The organism is Rhodanobacter sp. sgz306013 (genome assembly GCF_057031145.1).
In genome coordinates, this window is the sequence record NZ_JBXCIJ010000001.1 from 244640 (window position 1) to 261139 (window position 16500).

Below are 16500 nucleotides of genomic sequence, written 5' to 3' on the forward strand. Positions count from 1 at the left end.
CGGTTATCGCTTCCGGGCCCGCGACCCAGGGACGGCCCGGATCGGCCGCTCCTGCTTGGTCCGGTCAAGCCAGCTTCTTGTACTTCACCCGGTGCGGCCTGGCCGCTTCGTCGCCCAGGCGGCGCTTCTTGTCGGCCTCGTACTCGTTGTAGTTGCCGGGGAAGAACTCGACGTGCGAGTCGCCTTCGAACGCGATGATGTGCGTAGCGATGCGGTCGAGGAACCAGCGGTCATGCGAGATCACGATCGCGCTGCCGGGGAATTCCAGCAAGGCGTCTTCCAGCGCGCGCAGGGTTTCCACGTCGAGGTCGTTGGACGGCTCGTCGAGCAGCAGAACATTGCCGCCCTGCAGCAGGGTCTTGGCCATGTGCAGGCGGCCGCGTTCGCCGCCGGACAGGCTGCCTACGATCTTCTGCTGGTCGGTGCCCTTGAAGTTGAAGCGGCCGATGTAGGCGCGCGACTGGATCTCGAAGTTGCCGATGGTGAGGATGTCCGAGCCGCCTGAGACTTCCTGCCACACGTTGTTCTTCGGATCGAGCGCGTCGCGCGACTGGTCGACGTAGGCCAGCTTGGTGGTGTGGCCCAGCTTCACCTCGCCGGAGTCGGGCTGCTCCTTGCCCATGATCATCTTCATCAGGGTGGATTTGCCGGCGCCGTTCGGGCCGATCACGCCGATGATGGCACCCGGTGGCACCTTGAACGACAGATCCTCGATCAGCACGCGGTCGCCGAAGGACTTGGTGACGTTCTTGAACTCGATCACTTCCTGGCCCAGGCGCTCGCCCGGCGGGATGAAGATCTCGTTGGTCTCGTTGCGGCGCTGGTAGTCGACCGAGTTCAACTCCTCGAAGCGGGCCAGGCGCGCCTTGCCCTTGGACTGGCGGCCCTTGGCGGCCGAACGCACCCACTCCAGTTCCTTCTCGATGGCCTTCTGGCGTGACTTTTCCTGGTTGGCTTCCTGTTTCAGGCGCGCGTCCTTCTGCTCCAGCCACTCGGTGTAGTTGCCCTTCCACGGGATGCCGCGGCCGCGGTCGAGTTCCAGGATCCACTCGGCGGCGTTGTCGAGGAAGTAGCGGTCATGGGTGACCGCCACCACGGTGCCGGGGTAGTCGTGCAGGAACTGCTCCAGCCAGTCGACGGATTCGGCGTCGAGATGGTTGGTGGGCTCGTCCAGCAGCAGCATGTCGGGCTTGGACAGCAGCAGGCGGCACAGCGCTACGCGACGCTTCTCGCCGCCGGACAGCGGGCCGACCTTGGCGTCCCACGGCGGCAGGCGCAGCGCGTCGGCGGCCACTTCCAGCTGGCGCTCCAGCGCGTGGGCGTCGTTTGCAGCCAGGATGCCTTCCAGCTGTTCCTGCTCCTTGGCCAGCGCGTCGAAGTCGGCGCCTTCCTCGGCATAGGCGGCGTAGACCTCTTCCAGTCGTTTCTGTGCATCGAGGATCACCGACACGCCTTCTTCGACCACTTCGCGCACGGTCTTTTCCGGGTTCAGATCCGGCTCCTGTGCCAGATAGCCGACCTTGGTGCCGGGTTGCGCACGCGCTTCGCCCTGGAAGTCGGTATCCACGCCGGCCATGATCTTCAGCACGGTGGACTTGCCCGCGCCATTGACGCCGAGCAAGCCGATCTTCGCGCCCGGGAAGAAGGACAGCGAGATGTCCTTGATGATCTGGCGCTTCGGGGGAACGATCTTGCTCACCCCGTTCATGGTGTAGATGTACTGCATGCTGGCTCCCGTAGGGCGGTCCGCAAGCCGCATCGAAACGCGGCCCGGCAAGGTAGAAACAAAGGGGAAAGGCCTCCGATTATCGCCGATCGGCCCCCGCGCCGCCATGGCGGCGCCTCGAAAAATACCGGTCGGGTGGCGAGGCTGCAGCCTTCTGCGTGGAATGGGGAGGCTGCGGAAATTATGGCGACGATTCCGCGCGGTTCAAGCGCGGGCCGCCGGTGGTCGCGGCTGGATTTTGTCCTGGCGGCCCGCGCCGCCCACTGCGGCCGCGTCGGCGCGTTCGTGTACGAGTTCCTCTGCTTCGGCCTGAAGCAGGCGTCCGCCTGCCTGTTCGGCGGCCTGATGGTGGCCCTGCTGGTCGCCAGCTGGCGCCGGTATCCGGCTCATGCGCCGCTTGCGCGCTACGACTTCCTGACCCTGGCCGCGCTGGCGATCCAGGGCATCCTGCTGGCGGCGAAGCTGGAGAGCCGCGAGGAGGCGAAGGTGATCCTGCTGTTCCACGTCGTGGGCACGGTCATGGAGCTGTTCAAGACCGCGGTGGGCTCCTGGAGCTACCCGGAGCCCTCGCTGCTGCGGCTGGGCGGCGTGCCGCTGTTCACCGGCTTCATGTACGCGGCGGTCGGCAGTTACATCGCCCGCGCGTGGCGCCTGTTCGACTTCCGCTTCATCCGGCATCCGCCGTTCGGCGCGACGGTGGCGCTGGCCGCGGCGACCTACCTCAATTTCTTCGCCCACCATTGGCTGCCGGATGCGCGGCCCCTGCTGTTCCTGGCGGTGGCGTGGCTGTTCGGGCCGTGCTGGGTCCATTTCCGCATCCGCCACGTGTACCGGCGCATGCCGCTGCTGCTGGGCTTCGTACTGGTGGCGCTGTTCATCTGGCTGGCGGAGAACCTGGGCACCTTCAGCCACGCCTGGCTGTATCCGGCACAGCGGCATGGCTGGCACATGGTGCCGTTCGGCAAGCTCGGCGCGTGGCTGCTGCTGATGATCATCAGCTACGTCATGGTATCCGCATTGCACCGCCGGCCGCCGGGCAGTGGCTGCAACCTCCCGGCGGCGTTACAATTTCGCGATTCATCCCCGCCCCCTTGCCCGCAGAGGCCCGAATGTTCCCGAAGGACTGCACGATCGCCGGTTACGACTCCGAACTGGCCCAGGCCATCGCCGACGAAGGGCGGCGCCAGGAAGACCACGTCGAGCTGATCGCCTCGGAGAACTACGCCAGCCCGCGGGTGATGGAGGCGCAGGGCTCCAAGCTCACCAACAAGTACGCCGAGGGCTACCCGGGCAAGCGCTACTACGGCGGTTGCGAATACGTGGACGTGGCCGAGCGCCTGGCCATCGAGCGCGTGAAGCAGCTGTTCGGCGCCGACTACGCCAACGTGCAGCCGCATTCCGGCTCGCAGGCCAACCAGGCGGTGTACTTCGCGCTGCTGCAGCCGGGCGACACCATCCTGGGCATGTCGCTGGCGCACGGCGGCCACCTCACCCACGGAGCCAAGGTCAACCTGTCGGGCAAGATCCTCAACGCCGTGCAGTACGGCGTGGACGGCAACGGCATCGTCGACATGGACGAGGTCGAGCGACTCGCCGTGGAGCACAAGCCGAAGATGATCGTGGCCGGTTTCAGCGCCTATTCGCAGGTGATGGATTGGGCGCGCTTCCGCGCCATCGCGGACAAGGTCGGTGCCTACCTGTTCGTGGACATGGCCCACATCGCCGGCCTGGTCGCCGCGGGGGTGTATCCCAGCCCGCTGCCGCATGCCCACGTGGTCACCTCCACCACCCACAAGACCCTGCGCGGCCCGCGCGGCGGCATCATCGTCGCCAGCAGGCAGGGCATGGGCGAGGCGAGCGAGGAGATCGAGAAGAAGCTGCAGTCGATCGTCTTCCCGGGCATCCAGGGCGGCCCGCTCATGCACGTGATCGCCGCCAAGGCAGTGGCCTTCAAGGAGGCGCTGGAACCGGCCTTCAGGGAGTACCAGGCGCAGGTGGTGAAGAACGCCAAGGCGATGGCCAGGACCATCATCGCGCGCGGCTACAAGATCGTTTCCGGCGGTACCGAGAACCACCTGATGCTGATCGACATGATCGGCAAGGGTGTCACCGGCAAGGACGCGGAGGCCGCGCTTGGCAAGGCCCACATCACGGTCAATAAGAACGCCGTGCCGAACGACCCGCAGAAGCCCTTCGTCACCTCCGGCCTGCGCGTGGGCACGCCCGCCGTCACCACCCGCGGCTACCAGGAAAGCGACTGCGTCGACCTGGCCAATTGGATCTGCGACGTGCTCGACGCGCCGGGCGACGAGGCGGTGATCGCCGCCGTGCGCGCCAAGGTCGAGGCGCAGTGCAAGAAGTACCCGGTCTACGGCTGACCTGCCGGCGTGCACTGCCCCTTCTGCCAGCACGAAGATACCCGCGTGATCGACTCGCGGCTCACCGAGGACGGCGCCACCGTGCGCCGCCGTCGCGAGTGCCCGGCCTGCGGCGAACGCTTCAACACCTTCGAGACGGCCGAGCTGAAGCTGCCGGCGATCGTGAAGAGCGGCGAGCGGCGCGAGGCCTTCGACGAACGCAAGCTCAGGGTGAGCTTCGAGCGTGCGTTGCAGAAGCGGCCGGTGGCCAGCGACGCGGTGGACGCGGCGGTGCGCGAGATCATCAACGACCTGCGTCGCAGCGGCGAGCGCGAGGTGCCTTCGCGGCAGGTCGGCGAGCTGGTGATGCGCGAGCTGAAGAAGCTCGACCAGGTAGCCTACGTGCGCTTCGCCTCGGTTTACCGCAAGTTCGAGGACGTGCAGGCCTTTCTCGAGGAAATCGCGAAGCTGGAGCACGACCTGCCGGAGCTGGAGAAACTGCAGCTGTCGCTACTGGCCGGTGGCGAAACCACGGAGCCACGCCGTCCCCGCAAGGGCTGACCGTTTTCCCCGCTCTCCTGCGGGGCGGGACCGGGTCGAGGCGCGGTCCGGCCGCGTCGCAAGCCCGTGGCGTGCTCCGGTGCGACACTGTCGCCGGTCCACCCGCCTAGTCCGGTCCTTTCCCCGGGTTCGCGGGGCAGGGCCGTCCATGGTCCTTCTCCGCGTCCCGGAGGGGAGAGGAAGACCTGCATGAGCTTCACCGCCACCGACCACCAGCACATGGCGCACGCGTTGCGTCTTGCCGAGCGTGGCCTGTACACCACCCAGCCGAACCCGCGCGTGGGCTGCGTGATCGCGCATGGCGAAGAGATCATCGGCACCGGCTGGCACCAGCGGGCCGGTGCGCCACATGCCGAGGTGTACGCCCTGCGCGAAGCCGGTGAGCGTGCCGGCGGCGCCACGGCCTACGTGACGCTGGAACCGTGTGCCCACCATGGCCGCACGCCGCCCTGCGCAGATGCCCTGGTCGCCGCCGGCGTGGCGCGCGTGGTGATCGCGGCGGAAGACCCGTTCCCGCAGGTGGCCGGGCGCGGCATCGGCAAGCTGCGCGCCGCCGGCATCGCCGTGGACACCGGCCTGCTGCGCGACCAGGCACGCGAGCTCAACTGCGGCTTCTTCAGCCGCATCGAGCGCGGCCGCCCGTTCGTGCGGGTGAAGCTGGCGATGAGCCTGGACGGGCGTACCGCGCTGGCCGACGGCGAGTCGAAGTGGATCACCGGCGAAGCGGCCCGCGCCGACGTGCAGCGCTGGCGCGCGCGTAGCGGCGCCATCCTCACCGGCTCGGGCACGGTACTGGCCGACAACCCGCGGCTCACCGTGCGCGCGGGCGAAAGATTTTCCCACTCCCACGCGGAGCGGGGGCAGGGTGGGGCACAGGTGCTCGCGACGGGCTTTGCTGGCGACGAGTCGCCACCCGTTGCCCCTCCCATGCGTGTGATCCTCGACCGTCAGTTGCGCACGCCGGCCGGCAGCCATGTGCTCGATGGCTCCGCACCCACGCTGGTGCTGCATGGTGCGCAGGCGACCCCGACCGACGAGCGCTTTGCCCAGGTCGAACGCGTCGAGGTGGCCGGGTGCGATGGCGTACTCGATCTCCGTGCGGTGCTCGACCTGCTGGCCGCGCGCGACGTCAACGAACTGCACGTGGAAGCGGGCCCCACCCTGTGCGGCGCGCTGTTCGCACAAGGCCTGGTCGACGAACTGCTGCTCTATGTCGCGCCGGTGCTGCTGGGCGACACCGCCCGCCCGCTGCTGCACCTGCCGCCGCTGGCCGACATGGCCGGGCGCTGGCGGCTGCAGGCGATCGACCAGCGCATGCTGGGACAGGACATGCGCCTGCGGTTGCGTCCTGCTGCCTGAGGCGGCGAAGATCCTCCAGCCGCCGCATGCCGGCATCACCGCAAGGAGCCCGTTGTCCATGAGTCGTGACGCGCAGGCACGCACCATCCGCTGGGGCATCATCGGCTGTGGCAACGTTACCGAGGTGAAAAGCGGCCCTGCCTTCCAGAAGGCCGATCGTTCGGCCCTGGTGGCGGTAATGCGCCGCGATGGCGCCAAGGCGCGTGACTACGCGCAGCGCCACGGCGTGCCGCGCTGGTACGACGACGCGCAGGCGCTGGTCGACGACGCAGAGGTGGATGCCGTCTACGTCGCCACGCCGCCTTCCACGCACAAGGCCTACGCCTTGATGGGGATTGCCGCGGGCAAGCCGGTGTACGTGGAAAAGCCGATGGCGATGGACGCCGCCGAATGCGCTGACATCATCGCCGCCGGTCGCGCGGCGAACGTGCCGGTGTTCGTGGCGTACTACCGGCGCATGCTGCCGCGCTTCCACAAGGTGCGCGAACTGCTGTTCGACGAGCGTGCCATCGGCATGCCGCGCGCGCTGCATGTCCTGCATTCCGCGCCGCACCATCCGCGCTACGACGATCCGCAGGGCGGCCACTGGCACGTGCGCCCGGAGATTTCCGGCGGTGGCATCTTCGTGGACATCGGCTGCCATACGCTGGACATCCTCGACTGGCTGTTCGGTCCCGTCGCCCGCGTCAGCGGCCACGCCAGCAACCAGCGCGGCGTGTACCCGGCCGAGGATGGCGTGGCCATGTCGTTCGCCTTCGCCAACGGCATGCTCGGCACCGGCCTGTGGCAGTTCGATGCCCTCCATCACCACGATCTCACCGAGGTGATCGGCGATGGCGGCCGGCTCTCGTTCGCCACGTTCGGGGACGGCCCGATCCGGGTGGAGAACGCCGCCGGCACGCGCGAGTACCGGGTGGCTAATCCGCTGCATATTCAGCAGCCTCTTATCGAGACCATCGTGGCCGAGCTGACCGGGCATCCCGGCGCCTGTCCCTCCACTGCCGAAAGCGGGGCGCGCACCAGCTGGGTGATGGATCAGGTGTTACGCGATTACCGGCAGGAGAGGGGGCAGTGACTGGGCGCCTGAGGGTCCTTGTCGTTCCGAAGAGGGCGGCCAGGAGAAGGCGCCGGATCAATGAAGGTAAGCTGGGAAGCGCGGCAGCAGGGTGATATCGCGTGGGTCGTGCTGGATCACTACCCGTGCATGGCTGCGTTTGGCAATGGCTTCGAACCGGACCATCGAGGCCAGGGTGGCCGCCAGGTCCGTGTTGACCCTGGGCACCCGATGCAGCCGGCGCGCTTCGCGGCTGTGGTACAGGTCGCCGCTGAGCAGTACCGTGCCGGCTTGCCGCAGATGCAGTTCCAGCACCTGGTGGCCGGGCGTATGGCCGGGCATCAGCAACAATCGCACGCTGCCGTCGCCGAAGACGTCGGCGTCGCCATCGACGATGCGCGTCCTGGCGCCTCTGTACGCGCTGACCGGGGCCAGCGCCTCGAACGGCGGTGGCGTGGGGCCGGTCGCCGCCGCCAACTCCTTGCGCTGAAGTATCCAGGTGGCCTCGCCGAACAGGTTGGCGTTGCCGGTGTGGTCCTCGTGCCAGTGCGAGAACGCCAGGTAGTCGATATCCGACGGCGTCAGGCCCAGCGTCTTCAGCTGGTCGACCAGTTTCACCCGCACTGTGGCGCGGATGCCCGGTGCCGGTTCGACGCCGCCGGGATGGTCGGCGATGGCGTCGCCCAGGCCGGTATCCCACAGCAGGTCGCCCTTCGGGTGGCGGATCAAAAAGCAGGGAGCCGACATCTCGCCGGGCTTGCCATCCAGCGCGCCGCTGTCATCGAACAGGCGCATGTCGCCAAAGTGCAGATGGCCGCAGTCGAGCACGTACACGCGGACGGCGGGTGGCACGTCGGCGCCGTGGGCGAACGCGGCGAACGCCACCGGCAACAGGAGCAGCAGGCCACGCGCGGCGCGGCACAGGGAGGGAAAGAAGCGCATGGAGTGATTCTCAGCGGTTGAAATCGATGGCGAGCTTGCCGAAGTGGCGGCCGGCGACGAGGTGCTCGAAGGCCTCGCGCAGCTGGCCGAAACCGTAAGTGCGGTCGATCACCGGCACCAGGCCGGTGGCCTCGAGCGCTGCGACCATCCGCTCGTGCGCTTCCAGCGACGCCACCGAGATGCCTTGCAGATGCACGCGCTTGAGGATCGCCTGGGTGAGCGGCAAGGTCGCCTCGCTACCGCCTATGAAGCCCACCAGGCCGACGAAGCCGTGCATGCGCACCGCGTCGATCGACTGGGCGAGCGTGGCGCTGCCCACCGTTTCGACCACCGCATCGACGCCCACGCCGCCAGTGGCTTCGCGCACCTGCACACCCCACTGCGGATGCCGCGCGTAGTTGATGCCGAGGTCGGCGCCCAACGCGGTGGCACGCGCGAGCTTGTCGTCGCTCGAAGACAAGGTGATCACCCGCGCGCCGCGCAGCTTAGCCAGCTGCAGCGCGAACAGCGCGACGCCGCCGGTGCCGAGCGTGAGTACCGTCTGCCCGGTGGTGACGTGCGCCAGTTCCAGCGCCTGCCAGGCCGTGAGCGCGGCAATCGGCAGGGTCGCGGCCTGTACGCTGGACAGGTGCGCCGGTGCGTGCGCCAGCGAGTAGGCGTCGAGGCAGACCAGTTCACGCATCACGCCCGGCTCCGGTCCGCCGATTTCCGCGCCCTCCCATTCCGGGCGCATGGCGCCGGCCAGCCAGCGCGACTTGTAGAACGTGGTGACGCGGTCGCCCGGCTTGAAGCGGGTGACCGCGGCGCCGACCTCCAGCACCGTGCCGGCGCCGTCGGATACCGGCACGATCGGCAGTTGCACGCCGCGGTACAGCTTGCCGGTGGCCAGCAGCAGGTCGCGGTAGTTGAGCGAGGCGCCCTCCATGCGCACCAGCACGTCGTTCGGGCCGGGGCGCGGCGCGGGAAGATCGATGGTTTCGAGGTGGTCAAGGCCGTAGGCGGTGAGCTGGATGGCGCGCATGGGCGGGCTCCGTGGTTAGGGACGAGCGCATGGTGCGGCAGCCCGGGTCTGGCGATAATCCACAAAGAAACCATTTCTTTTGTTCAGGCCATGAACGAATCGATCGACCTCACTCCGGGCCGCCTGCGGGAACTGCGCGCCTTCGCCGCCGCGGCGCGGCGGCTCAACTTCTCGCAGGCGGCGCGCGAGGTGGGCTGCACGCCCTCGGTGCTGAGCCGGCGCATCGCAGCGCTGGAGGCGGCCAGTGGCGGGCGGCTGTTCTTGCGCACCACGCGGCGCATGGCGTTGACCCGTCGCGGCGAGCAACTGCTGGTGCAGTGGCAACGGCTGGAACGCGTGATGGCCGAGCTTGCCGCGGACCTGCGCCCGCCCGGGGGCGAACTGGCCGGCCGACTGTGCGTGCACCTGCCGTTGAACTACGGCCGCCAGCGCATTGCGCCGCTGCTTGTCGGCTTCCTGCGCCAGCACCCGCAGGTGCGGATCGAGGCGGTCTACGACGATGGCTTCGTCGACATGGTGGTGGGCAGGGTGGACCTGGCCGTGCGCCTGGGGCCGTTGGGCGACGCGCGGCTGGTCGCGCGGAGGGTGGGGGCGATGCGCCGCTTCCTCTGCGCCTCACCCGACTACCTCGCCTCGGCGCCGCCGCTGCGCGATCCCAACGACCTCAAGCAACATCGCTGCATCGGTTTCAGCGGCCTGCGCACGGGCACGCTGTGGCAGTTCAGCCGCCAGCGCCAGCGCCGTTCGGTGCGCATCGACCCGGTGCTGGCCTGCAACGACGCGCAGGCCATCCGCGACGCCATACTGGCGGGCGCCGGCATCGGCCTGCAGGGCGACTACATGGCCGACGCGTTGGTCGGCGAGGGGCGGCTGGTCGAGGTGCTGCCGGGCTGGCAACTGTCGACCCTGCCGGTGCACCTGCTGTGGCTGCCCGGCGCCGAGCGCACGCCGCTGCTGCGCCATCTGATCGACCACCTCGCCGGCGCGCTGGCGCCGGCCTGAACCGGCCGGATGCTAGAATGCGCGGGCCGGCTCCTGCCGGCACCAAACCACGACGTCTTCAGGGCGGGGCGAAATTCCCCACCGGCGGTAGGTGCTCCGAAGGAACCGGAGCACGAGCCCGCGAGCGCCTTCGCATCCAGCGCGAAGGGTCAGCAGATCCGGTCCGATGCCGGAGCCGACGGTCAGGCCAATCCGGTTCGCCGGGGTGGCCACAGTCCGGATGAAAGAAGACGGCAGGTCGCACCGCGGCGCGCTCGCCAGATCGCTCGCGGCGGTGCGTCGGCCTCATGCCTTGGGGCGTTTTTCGCCGACCCATGCGGAGAACGTTTCATGTCCCATATCGCTTGCATTGCAGCCGCCTCCGGCAGGAGGGTGCGCTGATGTTCACCGGCATCATCCAGTCCGTAGGCCGCGTCGCGCGGCTCGAACCCCGTGGCGGCGACCTGCGCCTGTACGTCGACACCGCCGACCTCGATCTCGCCGACGTGCAGCTGGGCGACTCCATCGCCGTATCCGGCGTGTGCCTCACCGCTGTGGCCCTGGAGGCGCGCGGCTTCGCCGCCGACGTCTCCAACGAGACGCTTTCGCTCACCACGCTGGGCACGCTCAAGGCGGGCGACCCGGTGAACCTGGAAAAGGCCTTGCGCCTCGCCGACCGGCTGGGCGGGCACCTCGTCTCCGGTCATGTCGATGGCCTGGGCAAGGTGGTGTCCGTCGCGCCCGACGGCCGCTCGCTGCGCTGGGTGTTCGAAGTGCCTTCCAGCCTCGCGCGCTATATCGCCGCCAAGGGTTCGGTGTGCATCGACGGCACCAGCCTCACCGTCAACGAAGTCGCCGGCACGCGCTTCGGCGTGAACCTGATACCGCACACCGTGGAGCACACCGCGTTCCATGCGAAGCACGCGGGCGACGCGGTGAACATCGAGGTGGACGTGATCGCGCGCTATGTCGAACGGCTGGTCGGCGGTAGCGAGGCGGCCGGCATCGACGTGGATTTCCTCAAGAAACACGGCTTTGCCTGACATGAAGCCCCTCTCCCTTTGGGGGAGGGACTGGGGTGAGGGTGCGAGCGAAGCATGACGCTTCGCCTCGCCCGAGCCCTCATCCGCCCCTGCGGGGCACCTTCTCCCAAAGGGAGAAGGAAAACCACACACGGATACGCCATCCATGCCTTTCAACACTATCCCAGAAATCCTCGACGACATCCGCGCCGGCCGCATGGTCGTGATCCTCGACGACGAAGACCGCGAGAACGAGGGCGACATCGTGATGGCCGCGCAGATGGTGCGGCCGGAGGACGTGAACTTCATGGTGCGCGAGGCGCGTGGCCTGCTGTGCCTCACGCTCACCGAGCAGCGCACGCGCCAGCTCGGCCTGCGCCCCATGGTCAGCGACAACACCTCGCCCTACCACACCAATTTCACCGTCTCGATCGAGGCCGCCGAAGGCGTCACCACCGGCATCTCGGCGCACGACCGCGCGCGCACCATCCAGGTGGCGGTGAAGAGCGATGCGAAGCCGCAGGACCTCTCCCAGCCCGGTCACGTCTTCCCGCTCACCGCGCAGCCGGGCGGCGTGCTCACCCGCGCCGGCCATACCGAGGCCGGCTGCGATCTCGCCGCGCTGGCGGGGCTGGAGCCGTCGGCCGTACTGATCGAGATCCTGCACGAGGACGGCTCGATGGCCCGCCGCCCCGAGCTGGAGGTGTTCGCGCAGAAGCACGGCCTCAAGATCGGCAGCATCGCCGACCTGATCCGCTACCGGCTGGAAACCGAGAAGACCGTAGAGCGGGTGCACGAAGAAGAAGTGCAGACCGAATTCGGCCCGTTCCGGCTGGTGGCCTACCGCGACGCGATCCGGCGCGGCGTGCACTTCGCTCTGGTGCGTGGCACGGTGGACGACGGGGCGCCGGTGCTCAGCCGCGTGCATGTGCGCAACACCTTGTCCGACGTGCTGCACCTCAAGCGCGACGACCTCGGCCTCACCGTCACCAGTGCGCTGCGCCGCATCGCCGACGAAGACCGCGGGGTGCTGCTGGTGCTCTCTGGCGAGGACACGCCGGACGCGTTGCTGGCCCGGCTCAAGGGCCTGCCTGCGACCCTGGCGCCAGAGGACGCGCAGCAGCAGGAATGGCGCCAGCTCGGTCTGGGCGCGCAGATGCTGGCCGACCTCGGTGTGCACAAGCTGCGCGTGTTGGGCACGCCGCGCAAACTGGTGGGCCTGGCCGGCTTCGGCCTCGAAGTGGTGGAACACGTGTAGGAGCGCACCCTGTGCGCGAATGTTTTTGGCTTCGATCAGGCACCATGGCCTTCGGGCACAGCGTGCGCTCCTGCGGAATCGCCCGGCATGCGCCATACACAGGCCATGCCCCGGGCGCCCGGTGCCCGCATAATCGAGGCATCCGAGCTGCCCGACTATCCCTATGCCCGCCACTCGCGTCCGCCTGATCGCCCCTTCCGGTTACCCGCACGATCGCGCAGCGATGAGCCGCGGCGTGGCGCGCCTGCGCGAGGCCGGCTGCACGGTGGACGGCCTGGAGGTGCTGGAGCGCAGGGAGTTACGCTACGCCGGCAGCGACGCCGAACGCGCGGCCGACCTCAATGCGCTCGCCACGCTGGACGCGCTGCCCGATGTCGCGCTGGCGATCCGCGGCGGCTACGGTGCCACCCGGCTGCTGGAACACCTGCACTACGATGCGCTGCGCGAACGCCTGGGTGGTGCCCGCATCGCGCTGGTGGGCCACAGCGACTTCACCGCGATCCAGCTGGCGCTGCATGCGAAAAGCGGGCTGGTCACGTTCGGTGGCCCCATGCTGGGTCCCGACTTCGGTGCGGAAAAGCCGAGCGAGCTGACCCTGCCGCACTTCTGGCGCACGGTGCGCTCCGCACAAGGCAGCGCCGAATGGGGCAGCAGCGGCGAGCATGCGCTGGATCTCGAGGGACCGCTGTGGGGCGGCAACCTCGCGATGCTGTGCAGCCTGCTCGGCACGCCGTACTTCCCGCGCATCGAGGGCGGCATCCTGTTCGTGGAAGACGTGGGCGAGCCGCCGTTCCGCATCGAGCGCCTGCTGTACCAGCTGCACCTGTCCGGCGTGCTGGGGCGCCAGCGCGCTCTGATCCTGGGCGACTTCACCGATTGCCGGCACAGCGCCTACGACAACGGCTACGGCCTGGACGAAGCCTTCGCGCAGATCCGCCGCGTGGCCGGCATCCCGGTGCTGGACGGCCTGCCGTTCGGCCACGTGCCGGACAAGTTCACCTTGCCGTTCGGCGTGCCGTCGCGGTTGCGCGTGGAGAGCGGCGCGGCGCGGCTGGATTTCTCCGGTTACCCGCATTTGCCCGCCGCGCCCGCGCCGCACCCGTAGGAGCGGCTTCAGCCGCGACCGGCTGGACGAATCGCGACTGAAGTCGCTCCTACGACCGATTCCGATTGGCGGCGAGCGTGAGGTAACGCAGATGCAGTGCCGCCACGGCTTCATCCAGCGCGCTCTCGTCGCCGCCGTTGTCGATCACATCGTGGGCCAGCGCCAGCCGTTCCTCGCGCCGTGCCTGTTGCGCCAGCATGCGGTGGGCCAGCGCCTCGTCGATGCCGTCGCGGGCGATCAACCGGGCCAGCTGCTGCCCCGCCGGCGCATCGACCAGCAGCACGCGGTCGACCCAGCGGTAGTGTTCGATGTTCTCGGCCAGCAGCGGGATCGCCAGCAGGCAATAGGGCGCGGTGTCGGCCAACGCGCGTTCGTGCAGCCAGTGGCGCACGCGGGGGTGGATGATGCCTTCCAGCGTCCGTCGCGCCGCCGGATCGGCGAATACGCGGCGGCGCATCGCCGGGCGGTCCAGCCGGCCTGCCGCGTCCAGCACCTCGTCGCCGAAGGCGGCGACCACGGCGGCCAGGCCTTCGCTGCCCGGCGCGACCACCTCGCGCGCGGCCACGTCGGCATCGTGCACCGGCACGCCCAGTGCGGCGAAGCGGCGCGCCACCGCACTCTTGCCGGCGGCGGCGCCACCGGTGAGGGCGACGATGTAGCTGTTCATCGCAAGCCGGTCAGTTGCAGGTAGGCGTGCAGCAAGGCGTCGCCCGCGATGAACCAGACCCAGCCGGCCATCGCGATGAACGGACCGAACGGCATCGGCACGCCGCGTTCGTGGCGGGAGAGCGCGATGAGGCTGCCGCCCACGATGGCGCCGATCAGGGAGGAGAGCAGCACGATGGGCAGGATCGCCAGCGGACCCATCCAGGCACCCAGCGCGGCCAGCAGCTTGAAGTCGCCGTGGCCCATGCCTTCCTTGCCGGTGAGCAGCTTGAACAGCCAGTACACGCTCCACAGGCTGAGGTAGCCGATCGCCGCGCCGAGGATGGTGGTGGTGGGCTCCACGAACAGCGGCTTCAGCGCCAGCAGCAGGCCCAGCCACAGCAGGGGCAGGGTGAGCTGGTCGGGCAGCAGCTGGGTGCGGAAGTCGATACCGGACAGCGCGATCAGCGTCCAGGTGAACACCAGTCCGGCCAGCCCTGGCCAGGTCGGACCGAGCTTCCACACCACGATGGCGCTCAGTGCGCCGCCCAGCAGTTCCACCAGCGGGTACTGGATCGAGATATTCGCCTTGCAGTAGCGGCAGCGCCCGCGCAGCAGCAGCCAGCCGAGCAGCGGGATGTTGTCCGCCGCCGACAGCGGGTGCTTGCAGTGCGGGCAGTGCGAACGTTCCCGCACGATGCCCGGCGGCAGGACCTCCGCGGCGGCCTCCAGCTCCAGCACGTCGCGTGCCTCGCGCCGCCATTCGGCCGCCATGCGCTCCGGCAGGCGCAGGATCACCACGTTGAGGAAGCTGCCCACCAGCAGGCCGAGCACGGCGGCGAGGGCGATCCAGGCGGTCAGGGGCAGGTCGGGCATGCGTGTCGGATCGCAGTGGCTACGAGACGCCCAAGCTTACGGACTTGCCGGCAGGAGCGCACCCTGTGCGCGATGGTTCCGGCGTTGATCGGAGCCAAAGCAGTCGCGCACAAGGTGCGCTCCTACGATCAGCCGACCGTGCCAGCCAGCTTGAAGATCGGCAGGTACAGCGAAATCACCATGCCGCCCACCACCACGCCCAGGATCACCATGATCATGGGTTCGAGCAGGGTGGAGAGGGTGTCGACCGCGTTCTCGACCTCTTCCTCGTAGAACTCGGCGACCTTGAACAGCATGCTGTCCAGGGCGCCGGATTCCTCGCCGATCGCGGTCATCTGCACCACCATGTTCGGGAACAGATTGGTCTGGCGCATCGCCAGCTGCAGCTGGTGGCCCACCGAAACGTCGTCGCGGATCTGCTTCACGGCGTCGCCGTAGACCACGCTGCCGGTGGCGCCCGAAACCGAATCTAGCGCCTCCACGAGCGGCACGCCGGCGTGGAAGGTCACGCCCAAGGTGCGGGCGAAGCGGGCGATCGCCGATTCGCGCATGATCTTGCCGAACACCGGCAGCTTCAGCGTCACGCGATCGAGGAAGTGGGCGAACTTCACCGAGCGGCGTTTGCCTGCGATCAGACTCACTACGCTGCCTATGATGACGAGCATCACCAGCCACCACCAGCTCTTCATGAAATTCGAAGCGCTGATCACTATCTGGGTAGGGGCCGGCAAGGCGGCTCCGGCGTCATGGAAGGTCTGTGCGAACACCGGCACCACGAACAGCAGCATGATCATGCTGACCAGGAAGGCCACCGCCACCACCATGATGGGGTAGAACAGCGCTTTCTTGATCTTCTTCTTCAGCGCCTCGGTGCGTTCCTTGTAGGTGGCCACGGTGTCCAGCACGGTGTCCAGCACGCCGGAGGCCTCGCCGGCCTGCACCAGGTTGCGGTACAGCTCGTCGAACTGCACCGGGTAGCGGCCCAGCGCTTCGTGCAGCGCCTGGCCGCCCTCGAGTCCCTGCTTGACGTCCAGCAGCATGTTCTTGAAGCGGACGTTCTTCTGGCCGTCGGCGATGATATCGAAGGACTGCACCAGAGGCACGCCAGACTTCATCATCGTGGCGATCTGGCGGCTGAATACCGCCACGTCGCGCGGCTTGACCGAGCTGCCAGTGGCGCCGAACAGCGGCTTGGCGCGTTCGCGCACGGTCTGCGGGTTCATGCCCTGGCGGCGCAGCTCGGCCTTCACCAGCGAGGCGTTCTTCGCCGGCATGTCGCCCTTCATGCGCTTGCCGCGCTTGTCCAGCGCCACCCACTCGTAGACGGTGAGCTTGCTGACCCCGGCGCGCTCGGCGCCGAGTGCGCGCGGATCCTTCTTTGCCGTTGCGGTAGCCGTGGCCATGCGCTGTCCCCTTGGTGGTGCGTTCCGGCAGGCTCTTCAGGCCGCGGAACCGTTCTCGTACCGAAGCTTACGTCATTTTCCTGCCGCGAAACCGTGGCGGCCGCCGCAGCTTCGCGGCAAAGCCCGGGCGGCTACTCTGTAAGAGCGCACCCTGTGCGCGATAGCCCCGGTTCTGATCGAAACCAAAAAA

Annotated in this window: 15 protein-coding genes and 1 riboswitch; of the genes, 9 read left to right on the plus strand and 6 right to left on the minus strand. The window is 68.5% G+C overall.

Annotation, left to right across the window (positions count from 1 at the left end):
• Positions 1–64 precede the first annotated feature (64 nt).
• Entirely contained in the window at positions 65–1726 is a 1662-nt protein-coding gene (ettA, locus tag AC2EWF_RS01145) for an energy-dependent translational throttle protein EttA (RefSeq protein ID WP_483637519.1), read from the minus strand.
• Positions 1727–1909: 183 nt separating this feature from the next.
• Here ettA and AC2EWF_RS01150 point away from each other — a divergent pair, with 183 nt between their 5' ends.
• The 5 genes from AC2EWF_RS01150 (at position 1910) to AC2EWF_RS01170 (ending at position 7078) form a co-directional block, all read left to right on the plus strand.
• Positions 1910–2932: a DUF817 domain-containing protein gene (locus AC2EWF_RS01150; RefSeq protein ID WP_483637520.1), complete on the plus strand. Its 1023-nt coding sequence runs from the start codon at positions 1910–1912 to the stop codon at positions 2930–2932.
• Complete coding sequence (glyA, locus tag AC2EWF_RS01155) at positions 2836–4104, plus strand: serine hydroxymethyltransferase (protein WP_483637521.1); 1269 nt, start codon at positions 2836–2838, stop codon at positions 4102–4104. The genes AC2EWF_RS01150 and glyA overlap by 97 nt, the downstream gene beginning before the upstream one ends.
• A gap of 9 nt (positions 4105–4113) precedes the next feature.
• Positions 4114–4644, plus strand: coding sequence for a transcriptional regulator NrdR (nrdR, locus tag AC2EWF_RS01160; RefSeq protein WP_483637522.1), 531 nt, complete (start codon positions 4114–4116; stop codon positions 4642–4644).
• A 189-nt stretch (positions 4645–4833) separates the two neighbouring features.
• Entirely contained in the window at positions 4834–6003 is a 1170-nt protein-coding gene (ribD, locus tag AC2EWF_RS01165) for a bifunctional diaminohydroxyphosphoribosylaminopyrimidine deaminase/5-amino-6-(5-phosphoribosylamino)uracil reductase RibD (protein ID WP_483637523.1), read from the plus strand.
• Between the two features lie 58 nt (positions 6004–6061).
• Positions 6062–7078 (plus strand): Gfo/Idh/MocA family protein, encoded by a 1017-nt coding sequence (locus tag AC2EWF_RS01170; protein WP_483637524.1) that lies wholly within the window; start codon positions 6062–6064, stop codon positions 7076–7078.
• A 57-nt stretch (positions 7079–7135) separates the two neighbouring features.
• Here AC2EWF_RS01170 and AC2EWF_RS01175 read toward each other — a convergent pair whose 3' ends face one another.
• Together AC2EWF_RS01175 and AC2EWF_RS01180 are read right to left on the minus strand one after the other, a co-directional pair.
• A complete protein-coding gene (locus tag AC2EWF_RS01175; RefSeq protein ID WP_483637525.1) occupies positions 7136–7999 on the minus strand; it encodes an N-acyl homoserine lactonase family protein in 864 nt (287 codons plus the stop codon).
• A 10-nt stretch (positions 8000–8009) separates the two neighbouring features.
• The gene (locus AC2EWF_RS01180; RefSeq protein ID WP_483637526.1) at positions 8010–9020 is read right to left on the minus strand and encodes a zinc-dependent alcohol dehydrogenase family protein; all 1011 of its coding nucleotides are present in this window, start codon (positions 9018–9020) and stop codon (positions 8010–8012) included.
• A 90-nt stretch (positions 9021–9110) separates the two neighbouring features.
• Here AC2EWF_RS01180 and AC2EWF_RS01185 point away from each other — a divergent pair, with 90 nt between their 5' ends.
• The 4 genes from AC2EWF_RS01185 (at position 9111) to ldcA (ending at position 13386) form a co-directional block, all read left to right on the plus strand.
• On the plus strand, positions 9111–10022 hold the full coding sequence (locus AC2EWF_RS01185) for a LysR substrate-binding domain-containing protein (protein WP_483637527.1): 912 nt from the start codon (positions 9111–9113) through the stop codon (positions 10020–10022).
• Positions 10023–10072: 50 nt separating this feature from the next.
• Positions 10073–10258, plus strand: a riboswitch (FMN riboswitch).
• A gap of 144 nt (positions 10259–10402) precedes the next feature.
• Entirely contained in the window at positions 10403–11044 is a 642-nt protein-coding gene (locus tag AC2EWF_RS01190) for a riboflavin synthase (protein ID WP_483637528.1), read from the plus strand.
• 145 nt (positions 11045–11189) lie between these two features.
• Positions 11190–12281, plus strand: a complete 1092-nt coding sequence (gene ribBA, locus AC2EWF_RS01195) for a bifunctional 3,4-dihydroxy-2-butanone-4-phosphate synthase/GTP cyclohydrolase II (protein ID WP_483637529.1) — start codon at positions 11190–11192, stop codon at positions 12279–12281.
• Positions 12282–12444: 163 nt separating this feature from the next.
• Positions 12445–13386, plus strand: coding sequence for a muramoyltetrapeptide carboxypeptidase (gene ldcA, locus AC2EWF_RS01200; protein ID WP_483637530.1), 942 nt, complete (start codon positions 12445–12447; stop codon positions 13384–13386).
• 49 nt (positions 13387–13435) lie between these two features.
• On the opposite strand, the gene coaE is transcribed toward ldcA, so the two are convergent.
• The 3 genes from coaE to AC2EWF_RS01215 all read right to left on the minus strand — a co-directional run bounded on the left by coaE (position 13436) and on the right by AC2EWF_RS01215 (position 16310).
• Positions 13436–14053, minus strand: coding sequence for a dephospho-CoA kinase (gene coaE, locus AC2EWF_RS01205; RefSeq protein WP_483637531.1), 618 nt, complete (start codon positions 14051–14053; stop codon positions 13436–13438).
• On the minus strand, positions 14050–14907 hold the full coding sequence (locus AC2EWF_RS01210; protein ID WP_483637532.1) for a prepilin peptidase: 858 nt from the start codon (positions 14905–14907) through the stop codon (positions 14050–14052). Before AC2EWF_RS01210 ends, coaE begins: the two co-directional genes overlap by 4 nt.
• A gap of 128 nt (positions 14908–15035) precedes the next feature.
• A complete protein-coding gene (locus AC2EWF_RS01215) occupies positions 15036–16310 on the minus strand; it encodes a type II secretion system F family protein (protein WP_483637533.1) in 1275 nt (424 codons plus the stop codon).
• Between the last annotated feature and the right edge of the window lie 190 nt (positions 16311–16500).

What these genes read in the sequence shown, in the direction of transcription:
- ettA (WP_483637519.1), bottom strand. Translation starts at nt 1,726, where the DNA reads ATGCAGTACATCTACACCATGAACGGGGTGAGCAAGATCGTTCCCCCG.
- AC2EWF_RS01150 (WP_483637520.1), top strand. Translation starts at nt 1,910, where the DNA reads ATGGCGACGATTCCGCGCGGTTCAAGCGCGGGCCGCCGGTGGTCGCGG.
- glyA (WP_483637521.1), top strand. Translation starts at nt 2,836, where the DNA reads ATGTTCCCGAAGGACTGCACGATCGCCGGTTACGACTCCGAACTGGCC.
- ribD (WP_483637523.1), top strand. Translation starts at nt 4,834, where the DNA reads ATGAGCTTCACCGCCACCGACCACCAGCACATGGCGCACGCGTTGCGT.
- AC2EWF_RS01170 (WP_483637524.1), top strand. Translation starts at nt 6,062, where the DNA reads ATGAGTCGTGACGCGCAGGCACGCACCATCCGCTGGGGCATCATCGGC.
- AC2EWF_RS01175 (WP_483637525.1), bottom strand. Translation starts at nt 7,999, where the DNA reads ATGCGCTTCTTTCCCTCCCTGTGCCGCGCCGCGCGTGGCCTGCTGCTC.
- AC2EWF_RS01180 (WP_483637526.1), bottom strand. Translation starts at nt 9,020, where the DNA reads ATGCGCGCCATCCAGCTCACCGCCTACGGCCTTGACCACCTCGAAACC.
- AC2EWF_RS01185 (WP_483637527.1), top strand. Translation starts at nt 9,111, where the DNA reads ATGAACGAATCGATCGACCTCACTCCGGGCCGCCTGCGGGAACTGCGC.
- AC2EWF_RS01190 (WP_483637528.1), top strand. Translation starts at nt 10,403, where the DNA reads ATGTTCACCGGCATCATCCAGTCCGTAGGCCGCGTCGCGCGGCTCGAA.
- ribBA (WP_483637529.1), top strand. Translation starts at nt 11,190, where the DNA reads ATGCCTTTCAACACTATCCCAGAAATCCTCGACGACATCCGCGCCGGC.
- ldcA (WP_483637530.1), top strand. Translation starts at nt 12,445, where the DNA reads ATGCCCGCCACTCGCGTCCGCCTGATCGCCCCTTCCGGTTACCCGCAC.
- coaE (WP_483637531.1), bottom strand. Translation starts at nt 14,053, where the DNA reads ATGAACAGCTACATCGTCGCCCTCACCGGTGGCGCCGCCGCCGGCAAG.
- AC2EWF_RS01210 (WP_483637532.1), bottom strand. Translation starts at nt 14,907, where the DNA reads ATGCCCGACCTGCCCCTGACCGCCTGGATCGCCCTCGCCGCCGTGCTC.
- AC2EWF_RS01215 (WP_483637533.1), bottom strand. Translation starts at nt 16,310, where the DNA reads ATGGCCACGGCTACCGCAACGGCAAAGAAGGATCCGCGCGCACTCGGC.